This is a genomic window from Paenibacillus qinlingensis (genome assembly GCF_013204845.1).
Lineage (GTDB): Bacteria > Bacillota > Bacilli > Paenibacillales > NBRC-103111 > Paenibacillus_E > Paenibacillus_E qinlingensis.
Genome location: NZ_JABMKY010000004.1, coordinates 444,153 through 456,593, shown reverse-complemented (window position 1 = coordinate 456,593; position 12,441 = coordinate 444,153). Strand labels below are relative to the sequence as shown.

8 protein-coding genes are annotated in these 12,441 nt (G+C 45.5%); all 8 read right to left on the bottom strand.

All coding sequences use genetic code 11. The annotated features are described in order from the left end of the window. Window positions 1-42: 42 nt before the first annotated feature. The 8 genes from HQN88_RS11530 to HQN88_RS11495 all read right to left on the bottom strand — a co-directional run bounded on the left by HQN88_RS11530 (window position 43) and on the right by HQN88_RS11495 (window position 12,147). Window positions 43-510, bottom strand: coding sequence for a hypothetical protein (locus tag HQN88_RS11530; protein WP_173111235.1), 468 nt, complete (start codon window positions 508-510; stop codon window positions 43-45). Further along, window positions 453-1,409, bottom strand: coding sequence for a 3'-5' exoribonuclease YhaM family protein (locus HQN88_RS11525; RefSeq protein WP_173111232.1), 957 nt, complete (start codon window positions 1,407-1,409; stop codon window positions 453-455). Before HQN88_RS11525 ends, HQN88_RS11530 begins: the two co-directional genes overlap by 58 nt. Window positions 1,410-1,504: 95 nt before the next feature. Then, complete coding sequence (locus tag HQN88_RS11520; RefSeq protein WP_173111229.1) at window positions 1,505-2,125, bottom strand: hypothetical protein; 621 nt, start codon at window positions 2,123-2,125, stop codon at window positions 1,505-1,507. Window positions 2,126-2,246: 121 nt separating this feature from the next. Then, window positions 2,247-4,109, bottom strand: a complete 1,863-nt coding sequence (locus tag HQN88_RS11515) for an FAD-dependent oxidoreductase (RefSeq protein WP_173111226.1) — start codon at window positions 4,107-4,109, stop codon at window positions 2,247-2,249. 296 nt (window positions 4,110-4,405) lie between these two features. Next, window positions 4,406-5,239, bottom strand: coding sequence for a (2Fe-2S)-binding protein (locus HQN88_RS11510; RefSeq protein ID WP_173111223.1), 834 nt, complete (start codon window positions 5,237-5,239; stop codon window positions 4,406-4,408). Between the two features lie 222 nt (window positions 5,240-5,461). Beyond that, window positions 5,462-9,892 carry a coiled-coil domain-containing protein gene (locus tag HQN88_RS11505; RefSeq protein WP_173111220.1) on the bottom strand — a complete coding sequence of 1,477 codons (4,431 nt, stop codon included), beginning with the start codon at window positions 9,890-9,892 and terminating at the stop codon, window positions 5,462-5,464. After that, entirely contained in the window at window positions 9,876-10,637 is a 762-nt protein-coding gene (locus tag HQN88_RS11500) for a DUF6063 family protein (protein ID WP_246320168.1), read from the bottom strand. The genes HQN88_RS11505 and HQN88_RS11500 overlap by 17 nt, the downstream gene beginning before the upstream one ends. Next, on the bottom strand, window positions 10,621-12,147 hold the full coding sequence (locus HQN88_RS11495; protein WP_173111217.1) for a replicative DNA helicase: 1,527 nt from the start codon (window positions 12,145-12,147) through the stop codon (window positions 10,621-10,623). The genes HQN88_RS11500 and HQN88_RS11495 overlap by 17 nt, the downstream gene beginning before the upstream one ends. Window positions 12,148-12,441 lie beyond the last annotated feature (294 nt).

Genomic DNA, 12,441 nt, shown 5'->3' with positions numbered 1-12,441 from the left:
CTTTTTACAGTTATTTCTAATAAAACGAAGGATAACACGAAATTAACTACATATTATCCATCTATTTACTTTCAGTGGAGCACCTAGGGTTGGGATTGGATTGAGGTTGGGATTGGGGTTCGGGTTCGGGTTCGGGTTGGGGTTGGGATTGAGGTTCAGGTTCGGGTTCGGGTTCGGGTTCGGGTTGGGGTTGGGGTTTGGGTTCGGGTTCGGGTTCGGGTTCAGGTTCAGGTTCAGGTTCAGGTTCAGGTTCAGGTTCAGGTTCAGGTTCAGGTTCAGGTTCAGGTTCAGGTTCAGGTTCAGGTTCAGGTTCAGGTTCAGGTTCAGGTTCGGGTTCGGTACAAGTGCGGGCACTATTGGAGGTGGCGTTGCAGCACTTTGCACAAGCCCTTCACCAAACACAAAAAGCTGTTTCCAAGTAGATCCCTCCACTTGGAAACAGCTTCCCCATGCTACAGCTTCAAGCGATACATCGCTTTGTTTTCTAACCCGCGAATCATTGGCGTCCATGACTCGGACTCCGGAGTGACGAGCAATGTGTCCTCGACCATTTGCAGCTTCGCATCCATCGAGTCGATGTAATGGAGAGCGATTGCTTCCGGTAGCTGCGGTAGTACGGGACTTCCCCACTCTGGCAAGTTGTGGTGAGAAAGGACAATATGTTGCAATCCAATAACGAGATCGGATTGAAGATCTAGCCCAAGATGCAGAGCTGCCTCTGTAATCCAGTTGGATGCCATGGAGATGTGACCCAGCAGCTTCCCTTGCACGCTATAGTCGGAAACGATGCCGAGCTGTGCGATCATTTCTTCTGGCTTCGCGATATCATGAAGAATAATACCAGCTTTAATCAAGTCAGCATTGAGAAATGGCCGCTGTTTGCAAATAAACTCACCAAGCTCCAGCATACGAACGATATGATAGGCAAGCCCTGCAAAATACGCATGGTGATGCGTCTTAGCCGCTGGATAATGGTCCAGCTTATCCCCGACCTTCGCCACACAAAACGAAACGATAGACTGAATCGTTGGATTCGTAATACTCGACAACACGCCATTAATCGTATGAATCAGATCAGCTGGACTGATCGGTGCGGAACGAATAAAATCAGTGATTTGCACACCATCTTCCGGCAGTGCTTTGCGAATCTTCCCTACCTTCACTTGCAAGCGTTCGCGGTACAATTGAACAAGTCCCTGTACCTTCACTAAGGTCATTGGGAAGAAGGTCTCTTTATCCGCAGCGCTAACGTCCCACATTTTGGCAGATACTTGTCCACTCGCATCACAGAGTACAATATCCATGAAATCTTTGGCAGGTGTTGTATTCGTCTGTTTGACTTCCAGCTCTTTAATTAAATAGAAACCTGTAAATTCATCTGGTGCTTGTAAATGTTTAATCAATGTCATGTGTGTGCCTCCAATAATCAATAGGAACATTATACTACGAAATGCCCCCAATTGATTAGTGGTCCACCTAGAAATTTATGTTTATACCTAACCTTTTACATAACATACTCACGAAAAACCTCATTTAAATACACGTATTTGCTACTTGGATATTTGAATCCGAGAAAAAAACCAGAGAAATCAATCTGAACAGATACCAGTCTCCGACTCGTTACTGTACTTCGTATCAGATGATTTAACAAGGTCTCATTCTGCGTATTGATTGCCTTCACGATCAGTGCCGCGTAACTCCGATTGCAAATAATTTCCCGATAAAGAGGAAGGACCGCCTTTGCGATCGCACGATTTATCGCGGAACTGAACGTGAACTGCACTTGGCCTGGACGAATCGTCGTTCCATTCGTAATCACAAGCAGTGGTTTCGGCAGCGGAAAATCGACGAACCACCCCACGCCATTCGACGCCAATGCCGAAAGTGGCTCTGAACCGATAACGGAGCGCAGCAGCTTATTCATGCGCGCAATATCGGCCTCCCGCACGGCCTTCGCCCATTGGATGGAGAACGAACGGCTGCTCGCCAACTTACGATAGAAAGGCAACATAACCGTAGCGACTTTACGAATGGCATACACGCGTTGTTGGATTGGTTTTGCCACGTGCAAGCTAGCTTTTCTTTTGATTTTGACCAGTCGCTTACTCGTTCCGTATCTATTCATCTGTCACACTCCCAATCACCATATAGAGTAGACTATTACTTGTGGTGGGCGATGGTGTGGGCTTAGGCCGAAACAAAAAAAGCCTGCTTGAGCTTATGCTCAGGCAGACTTTCAAACACGCTCATAAACGCCTCACAATTACCTCGTCACGAGACTCATTCCAATCCCAATGGTAGCCTAGTTCTTCCGCAAGTTTCCCCCAGCTTACGAGCACGAAATTGTTCAGCACTTGCACGTCTGCCGAAGAAATTGTTCCATTCCTTCCCATAAACGTGTATTGAATGCTTCTATTTTCTTCATCATATGTAGCATCGCCTTGGCCTAGCTTCTCGAACGTTTGACTGAGTGGCACCCAAGGGACGCCTCCAATGACAATGGGCTTGATCCCGTCGTAAGTGATAGCTTGACCTTCAAATCTAATTCGGATAAAAGGTAAATGATGCGCGATTTTATTGCCTTTCAGCAATGTAATCCTTCCATTGTCCAGCTCTGCCCGCTCCCCTTCTGAGAGATGAGCAATTTTATTCTTTGCTACCTGGTTATGCAACTTGATCTGATAAGTCTGCTCCATTCGCTTATGAAGACGAGCGATCTCCTCTGGAGTCGTCGATTTCAGGCTTCTTCCCTGCATCTGAGCCATCAATACGCCAATCGACTCCCCAGCCATTGCCCCGTTCGGCTGAATTCTTGCGCTTCCGTAAGCCACAGCGGTTGCACCAACCAGCTTCCCAGCGGTGACAACGTTGTCATAATCATGAAGCAAATAACTTCGTAGAGGCATCCCATATTTATCCGGACGCCCAATTGCCAAACCCTCCCGATTCGAGCGTGACCCTTGAATATCCATGAAATACCCGCCGACACTCACGTTATCCCAGAACATCCGTCCACTCATTAAATCCGATGCCTGCAGCACATATTCCGTTGGATAATGGTTGAACTCACGAACGTACAGATCATTCGGCTCTCCACTTAGTTCCAACTTCTCGAAGCCAGCCATATGTTTGCGAAGATGATCGCGTATGAAAGGCATTTCTTCTTTGGCGAGCTTCATCCCTCGTTCGACCGTTTCCTCCCTGCTTGGATCGATGCCGTATACCTGAAGCGCGTTAATAATAATTTCCCCGTTACCTTGATTAAGAATGTTCAATCCTCGGAGATTAAGTTCGTTCTTGTTGTGCAATTCATAGGCCGATACGATTGGCGGAAACCCATATGCGATGTGTGAATTCACGTAGCTTTCAGGTCCGAATGTATGAGCACGCTCGATCTTCGTCATTTTCCAAAACTGAGTTTGAAACTTGTCCCAATCGACTCCCTTAAATTTCATCATGTATGTGCCACTCATATATTCGCGTTCTTTGCTCCCATAAAGCGCTTCCAACCCAGGTAGCGGCTGTACATCAAGCTTACGAATCAAAGCAGCGTCATCCGAATTATCAACAAGATAAGAAGGCTTCACCATTCGCTTTTTCCCATCACCGTCTTGGTAGGCGAGAGAAATAACCTTATTACCTGTCACTTTCAAGTCTTCAAGCACGATGTTTTTCTCAACGGGGATACCTTCAATAAGCTTGTGAAAATAATGGGCAAAATCCGTTTTCGTGCGGATACTTCCTTGTGTGTACTGTTGGAATAGCTCCTTCATACCACCTTGCATAAGCAGAGTGCCTTCATCATCATAGGTTCCATCGAGATAGAGCATCTCTCCCTGAATGAGTTGTCCGCCTAGTCGCTCTTTCGTTTCGAGGATTAATACGTCAAGACCTTCCTTCTTCGCCTTTTGAGCTAGATACATGCCTTCTAGTTCTGTTCCCATGACAACCACATCAGGTTGAAAGGTCGAATGCGTATGTAAGGTAAATCCTCCATCACTGTCTCGGAGCAGCCCGAAGTAGCCTAATACTCCGCAAGCTATCGTAGTAAGTACGAGAATGCTGAAAATCCATGTCGATTTCACATTACTAGTTAGCCAATTTTTCAAAAAGTTCATCACCCTGCTGCATCAAATAAGTGCTTTCCCTTATTGTATGCATAATACAGAAAAAAACCAACAGGAAAATGAGCATAAAAAGGCCACCCGATTTCACACTGAAAGGAGATGACTGTTTAATAAATGATTTACCAATGGTTATTTATTTGTAACGGGCTAATTAAGTATAATAATCCAGTAAAAGCAACTAAAAAGCCCTGCCTAATCTCCATAGCGCATCCTCGGGAGATTAGTGGCAGACTTTCGTAAAACTTTTGTAATTATTACGATACACGCGTATAAGTGCATTATTTCGCAACAATCTTGGCAGCGGCTGATTCGGCAAATTGAACTCGTAATTGTTCTTTGCGCTCCTCGCGCTCTTGTGGTTTCATACGGGGACACGTATAGCAATAGTATCCGCCTTCCGTTCGGTAGTACATGCAACAGGCTGTCTTCAGTTTAATTTTCGTGTCGAGCTCGCCAGGATACCCAGGGTAATCCACAGTCACAACCTTGGTATACAAGGGATTCCGAAGTTGGCCGAATACTTCACCTTTCAACTCTTTCGTAACGAATAGATGGTCCTCCTCATAACGAGCTTGCCATTCTTCTGATGTATTCGCTTCTTTCCATTGTCCAAAAATAAACCGAAGGCGCATCGGTACGATTTTCCACAAATGATGAATGTCCATATCTGAGGCGACGGCGATCGCTTCGACAATTGGCCGGATAGTCCCAGCATACCAACGGGATAGGTGTTCTTCGCGCCATTCATTTCGAAGTCCGCACTGTGGACCGTTAAGCTCCTTTAGTTCTTGGAGCACAATACGGAATTCAATGAAGCCCTTCTCACTTCGATACAATTGCAGCTCCCACAGCTCCGGAGACAAATCAAATAATTCATCATGTGTAACCATATATTGCATCGCCGCATTCAGACTCCCAAGACGGCTGATCAAATAGGCACCAGCAGCAGCAGGTTCCAGCGCTTTCATCAGCGGCGAGTAAGCAATTAGGAACTCTTGCATCCCTTCCTCCGTTAAAAGAAGCTGCCCTGCCATTGTGAGAATCGGGTCCGGATGGGACTCCGTCGTAACTCCGTAATTATCCGCTATATAAGCCAGAACCGATGTGCTCATATTTCTCTCTCCTTGTCGTTAGCGTATTTCACCCGCTAGAAACCTCTTTGGAACTAGTATAACATTTCCTTCCATCTTTGAAATAACTAAAAAAGTCTGCATGCTCTCCGAAGCGTAGCTACAGGAGATTAAGCAGACTTTTTGTAATGAAATGAGTCCGTTACACGAGGAAGGTACGTAATACAGCAGATACTCTCGCTTACTTCAGGAAGTAAAGCCCTCCTAAATAAACAATTCCATCTGCTTCACGTCCCCTAATCTTTCCAGCGAAATCGGCGCATGATCACGGAAATAAGCTTGATTAATTTCCTTCTCCTTGGTCATGACCAGCTTGCTTCCATTCGCTGCCTGTCTCAGCCTACAGCTAAAGACGACTGGGAAATAATCTTTGAGGAATTTGCCTTCCGCATGCGCAGTTAGTGCGATAATCTGAAACCCAAGCTGCTCCGCAATAAAAAATACTGGACTCAACACATGGTCACTCGATGCCTTCCCGAAGGGATTATCGAGGATCACAGTGCGATGTCGCTTCATGTTCGCTTGAATATGCTGCCGTTTCTCCGCGACATAGTTGAGTAGTCCTAAGAATAACGTCATATTTTTGCTCCATTTTTCCCCACCAGACCAATTATTAGACTGTTCCCATGAGAACGAGGCTTTCGTCACATTATTCTCATTGGTTACTTTACGGCAGGAGACTTTCATCACTTTTTCTTGCAGAACAATCTGCAGAAGCTGCTTGGTATCCAGCCATTTTTCAAGTTCCTTGCGAACCGTTGATTTCACTTCTTGATCGTTATCATCGCGGTAATGTCCTTTTTCTAGTTCGGTCAAAACCCATTCCAGATGCTTGCGCAGATGATCCTTCGCCTCCAGTTCATCCCACTCAGGAATGAGAAAGGAGAAAATATGCTTCCACTGGTCATCGACTTTAACTCTCGTTTTATTCGGAATATCTCGAAGTTCAGACGCGATCAGCTTCACATGGCTGTGCACATGAATGATATACTGTTCGAGCTGTTGATTGTGCGTGCGCATCGTCTCTTCCGCAACATGGTTGACGCGTTCAATACGGCTGTGCATTTTGTGCTGAAATTGCGTCAGCTCCTGATAGTTGTCCTTTTTCTCGACGCCTTGCTCGGCCATATCTCTCATCTTGACGTCCTTGATTTGTTTCCGGCAAAAATCAATAAAATGCAGTCTAGCCTTTTTCACCGTCGACTCTTCTGTTTCTAGTTCTTTCATCCAGGCGGTTAGCGACGCCACAGATTTCCGCACCGTTTTCATACGGTCATTCAGGAAATCCACTTTCTGTTCCTGAGTCATAAAAGCGGCTTGAACGAGTGGATTTTCAAACCCGTGTAAAATTTTATATTGATTTAAGTAATCGATCACGTCACCGATTTTACTTAATTGCGCCTGAATATGCGTAGACTGCTGCTGTAAGCCAGATCTCATCCGCTGTAGACGAGTATCCTCACTTTGAACGTGAACATCCACAGCGCTCAGCGACTCCGTAAAGGTCAGTGGCTGTTCACCCTCATGTGAACCACTATACTGCTCAACCAGTAACTTAATTCTTGCAGTCAGTTCATTAAATTGCTTGTCGACGCGAGCAAATTCTTCCTTATCCCGCTTCAATCTTAATTCGTATTCTTTGAGTTCTGACAATAGCTGCGACATCTGATCTTCACCCGTCACAGAGAAGGCGAGATCCTCGTTCAAATTCAAGTCCGCTTGTTCCAAGCGAAGCTTGTTCATCTCACGTTCCAACGTTGTTCTACTAGCCTGAGCATGCTTTAACTCCGCTTCGAGTTGCTGGCGACCTTGGGAGATATGATTGAGCTTGAGATGCAAATCTTTTCTTTCTGTTTTCAACCAATCCATGCTTTGCTTTGCTGCAATGGGCTGCACATCTCTTAATTCCATATACAGTTCTTGACCTTGAAGACTCGCTTTCTCTGTTTTTAAAACATTCAATCTGCTCTTCACGGATTCACTCTGCAGCTTTGCTTGCTCCATCGAGCGCCGCCTGCCCTCCAGCTTATTTTGCTGATCGTCAGAGAGCTGGGCAAGCTGGTCGATGGCACTGTTCAACGTAACGATTTCTTTGCCCAACTCGGCGTATTTCCGCCCTTTTTCAATCCAACCTTGAAGCTGAACCATTTCTTCCTTTTGCTCATCCAAAACCGCATTATGCTGTAGCATCGTCTGCTCTACTAGCCGTATGGATTTCTTAATGATATCCTCTTGACCCTCTAGCTCACGCACAGCTTCACGTGTAATCCCTACACACCGTTCCATTTCTTGTACGACCTCGAGCGGGTATACCACTAGGAATCGACTAAAAGCAGCTTGAAGATCTGAAGCGCGCTGCAGCTCGCTTTCCTTTTCTTTACGCGCTGTTCGAACTTCTTCTCCTTTCAAGGAGATCGTTTGCTTCCAAATGACGAATTCCGCATCCTCCGCATTATCACGCCAATGCTGCGGTTCAACCCACGCCCTATCTTCCACCACTATCGGTGTTTCACTATTCGCCAGACGAGCCGCTTCCTGAGAAGAGATCACTTGGATCGGGAACTGCATATCCTCTGCATACTGCCTCAGTTTGCTAACTACTCCCCCAACCTCATCTTCAGTTGTAATCAACGTTACAGACCAGAGGGGGTGAGTCATTGCTCGTTCGGTTAACTCTAAACTCTGTAAATATTGAATACCTGTCTCCAATAAGGAGAACTGATTTCTCCATTTTTCCACCAAGCCTTGTACGTAGAGATCCGCAAAAAATGTAGGTTGGCCGTTGTAATCATCAATATAGCGGAATGCGAGACGTTCTTTCAACAAGTAAGCTTCCTTCTCCAGCAGCAGCTTTTCCGTAACCTCGCTAAGCCGCTCTTCTATCGAACTTTGCTTCTCATACACGGAGGAAAGCCTCCCCCATGAAGACCTGTAAGAAGCAATGTCTTCAAGTATGGATTGATGCGCTTTTTTAAATGCTTCTAGATTTTGCTCTGCACTGGCACGTTCGACGTAGGCGATCTTGAGGCTTTCACTAACGCCTGCTAGTTGACTCTCGCTTTCCTTTTTACCGAATGCCAAATCCTTATTCATCTGCACCAACAGCACATTGCTCTCATCCAACTTCTGATAACGCTCAATCCAGTCTGCCATGCTGCCTTCCATGCTCTCCACAGCCGGATTGGCCAGAACATTCTCTCTCAGCTCTTCTTTATCTTTCTCCCGGGCTTGCACAATCGATCTATGCGCAATGAGTTGCTTGTTCAAGGCTTCTAGTTCACTTGAAAGCTCATTCAGAATCGTTTCCTCTAGGCTCAACCTATTCGCATGAGCAGCTACTTCCTGACTGAGCTTCACTTCTTCAACCTGCCACTCCTGCTCCATCTTGCTGTAGATACTGCGAATTTGACCGCCATTCTCGATCCACGCGTTCCGCAGAGCATCCTCTTCTTGGGTATGACCGAAATGTTCAAGTTCGCGCTGCACATAGTTCATGCGCTCCTCGGCAGAGGTCCACTGCTGCCTGTAATCGGCCAAACGCAACGAATAGTAGCCCTCTTTCGCACCCCGTACAAGTTTTTCTTTGAACTCAACGTCGTCCTCGACCAATTTGAGCTTCGTTTCCAAAACAGACTGCTCCTGCTTTTCCTTTGCAATATGCAGCGAGTCCTTCTTTTGAGCCAATACTCTCAACTGTTGGTCGCATACCGCCATTTGCTGATGCCACCCCGAGAGCTTAGCGGATTCCTCATTTTTCTGCTCATTGACAAGCAGCCAATAGGCTTTCGTTTCAGCTTGCGCAGCTGCATACGCTACTTGCTTCGTATCCATTGTGGCATAGCGCAGCACATACTGGTCCAATTCCACGAGGATTTTTTTGTTTTCTTCGATCTTTTCTTTTAACTCTTTATACTTTTTGAAGCTGTCCCTATGCATTTCAAAATTATTCGCAAACTCGCCTTGTTCATAGCCAGCCATGGCGTCTTCTACTGTCGGAATCAACAAACGATCAAACAACTGTCCAGTCGTTTTGCATTCATCAAAAAAGCTCTCTACCCCGCCCTCTGAGCTATTGATCTTCGCAATCCGTTCCCACTCTGAGGCGATGATATGGTAATCATTTTCCAGTATATTCTTATATTCTTTCATCGTGGATGGCATCTTCGCATTCATTCTTTTTACCGTCATCCCGTGGTAGTAATCATGAATTTCGCCTTTATCCGCTGCTCGAATATGGCCCGCACTCCCCTTCACAAAAGGAATTCGATCAATCGCGTCGGGATCCAGCACCGGATAGTCATATACATACCGATACGAATCAATTCCTGTTGCTGTCAAAAACAAGCTGATGCAGGTCACGACATATCTTCGAGGCCGTTCGCATAGAATCCACTCAATCGCGATATGTGCAGGCCCATTTTCAAGGCTTAATGTATCTTTAATTTTACGTCCAGCCAGCTCCTCGTGCGGCAGAATGGCTTGAATGGCCGACTGGATGAAAACCGTCTTGCCTCCCCCATTTTCCAACAGGATCGCGCCGTTATGCCCATCGAAATGAAACAATTCGTCGTTGTAACGCTTATTTCCATCTTCGTAGACGACATTGGTAAACCGAATTCTAGAGATCGCTGGCATGTTCGCTTCCCTCCCCCTCAAACGCATGGCTTTGATACAAAAACTCCAAAATACCGCGGTTATACTCTAGTTCCATAAAATAACGCTGCACAACCACTTTCGCCTTTTCGGTCAACGTAATTTCTTGATTGCCAATATCGATTACCAGTTCTTGCGCCACGAGAAACTTGCGGACAGAATCCATAAAACTGACCCGGCTGATCGTATTCCCGCTTTGCCTCACGGCCGTCTCCTTGATATCGTCCATGGCACCCCATTTTTCGATCAAGGCTGACCAGTTATAGGAGAATTCCTTCTCCATCTCTTTTAATTCCGCTTCTGGATGAGTCTTTAATAAGGCAATTCGCTCATTCACAAGCTCTGTCCACTCTTCAATCCCGATAAAACTTCTCGTAGGCTCCATCGTTTGATAACTATCATAGAAGGCGCCAATCAACACAATAATACTGACATACATCAGATAAAGATCCGCATTCACCGCGTTCGTCCGCAGATAAGTGCGTTTAATCACTTCATTATTCATATGAAAAGGCGATAGCCTTGTCTCCGGAATCATATACAGCTGTTCGCCGGCAATAATCGTTACGCAATCCACTTCTCGCGCAAATTGATCCACAAGTCCACGTACCGCGTCATCCGCCATGTAGGCTTGCACCCATTCTTTCCCCACTTCGTTATCACGCGCGAGCAACGTGTAGATCCGAAAAGCTTTCATTACTGTTCCATTTTCAAGTCCGATTGTCATCCTGTTCTCCCCACGAAATCAACATATTCTGTATGCTAAACCTGTCATTTACCTGAATGATGTCCTGTTGTTCAATAACGGCCAGACAACGATTACCGAGAAGTGCGTACATGTCTTCCAGCAACGTTCCCTGCTCATCATTCTGCTGCGTATCCAAATCCACTGCCCGTAAAGGGCTTCTCTGATGCAGATAAATCCAAAAATCATAGAAGGCTCTCTCGCCTAGTAAACTTGCATTTTCATGGTTTTCGAACTGTTCGATGAAAAGTTTCACTTCAACTTGCCCCTGCTCTTCCATCACGTGAAGAAGGAGCTCCATCAGATGCTTATACAACTTTTTCTGCATCGTCTGGTACCGATATTCGTCACTGTCTCCGCCAATTTCCAGAAACGTATCATCCCGCTCCTGTCCAGTGCTGTCTTCCAGCAAATTTTGCTCAGACCAAACAGTCAACAATGACCACATTTTCGTCTCTTGCACAGGTAGGAACGGGGCAATGACACCTTTCATCGTCTCCAAAGGCAGCGGCGTACTAAAGATTAGAGAAGCAATATCCTGATCCCAATTAAAGGAGTCCAGTCCCGTATAATATAAGGATTCTTGCGCAGCGCCTAAGGCATGCGATTTTAACACCATACTCTGGTGAAAAAGAACAGAATGCTCGCCATGCACTTTCTCCAACTCATTGGATATCCGCAAAATTAACTCATAAGGGCGTTGATCTGCCTGTCTAACGGTCTGTGCTTGAACGCGATCCTTGGTCTCTTTGACGAATTGTCGTAATTCTTCAAACTCCTCATTCTCCATTTGCAATCGCAAATAAATATCTTCTAACAGACTTTTATAACGACCAAACGTTTCCTCCGACACAATGTTTCTTTTCAACTCATGCTCAAGCTTAATCATCCGTTCCTGCAGTGCTTCCACGTCAATCCGCATTTCGTTAATTTGCCGCAAAGCGCCTTCGAACTCGCCCTTCTCCAACTGTTTGCGCAATACCAACTGATGAATCGACAATTGAAATTCAGTGTAAAATTCTTTGGTCGCAAAAATAAGCTCCAACCCATCCTCGTCGAGCGTGTAGTACTGCGTATTCGTTCTTAAATCGAAGGCATTCGCTTTCAGAATCGATATGTAAATATGCTCCGTCACCCCAGATTCCCAGTTCATAAACGTAAAATCCCGTTTCTTCCCTGTCGTCGGGCGAAACACTTGTGTGATCTGCCTAGCCAGATCCTCGAATCCGGCGTCGTCCATATCAACGAAAATCCCTGTCACCTTTTGAAGAAACTCAGCTAAGTCTTTGACACCTGCCTTGTTGTTTCGCATCAACTTCTGCTCAAAAAAATAAAGCAGCGAGAGCAGCCCAAGTTCCATAAAATCAATCGGTTTGTTTTGTCGATCCGTTTGCCGCTTTCTCTGAAGCTCAAAGAGCGGGTCAAAAAGTGCCAGCTTGGTCATCCGTTCCCGAAATCCGGAAATCACCTGACCAATTTCTACGTAATCCATGCTGTGTGCCTCCAAATCTTGCAAAGCTCTTGTGTTGATAATATTTCTTGGGGAAAATAACTGCCATTGCTAGACATGCCAAATAGTAGAATTCATGCTCCTATTAAAGTCAGATGATTCTATTATATCAGAAATTAACTTCCAAACAGTTCAATCGAGGCTACTGAAAATATTACCTCCTTTTTTAGATAAATTCGAACTATAATTCACCACATATCCCCCGCACACTTGAATATATTTAATAACAAGCTTTATTTCCCTATGTCTGATTAGCGCTGCCGCTTATCATAAACG

Excerpts from the sequence above, each read along its gene's own strand:
- HQN88_RS11510 (WP_173111223.1), bottom strand. The coding sequence starts at position 5,239 with ATGAGCACATCGGTTCTGGCTTATATAGCGGATAATTACGGAGTTACG.
- HQN88_RS11525 (WP_173111232.1), bottom strand. The coding sequence starts at position 1,409 with ATGACATTGATTAAACATTTACAAGCACCAGATGAATTTACAGGTTTC.
- HQN88_RS11505 (WP_173111220.1), bottom strand. The coding sequence starts at position 9,892 with ATGCCAGCGATCTCTAGAATTCGGTTTACCAATGTCGTCTACGAAGAT.
- HQN88_RS11530 (WP_173111235.1), bottom strand. The coding sequence starts at position 510 with ATGGACGCCAATGATTCGCGGGTTAGAAAACAAAGCGATGTATCGCTT.
- HQN88_RS11520 (WP_173111229.1), bottom strand. The coding sequence starts at position 2,125 with ATGAATAGATACGGAACGAGTAAGCGACTGGTCAAAATCAAAAGAAAA.
- HQN88_RS11495 (WP_173111217.1), bottom strand. The coding sequence starts at position 12,147 with ATGGATTACGTAGAAATTGGTCAGGTGATTTCCGGATTTCGGGAACGG.
- HQN88_RS11500 (WP_246320168.1), bottom strand. The coding sequence starts at position 10,637 with ATGACAATCGGACTTGAAAATGGAACAGTAATGAAAGCTTTTCGGATC.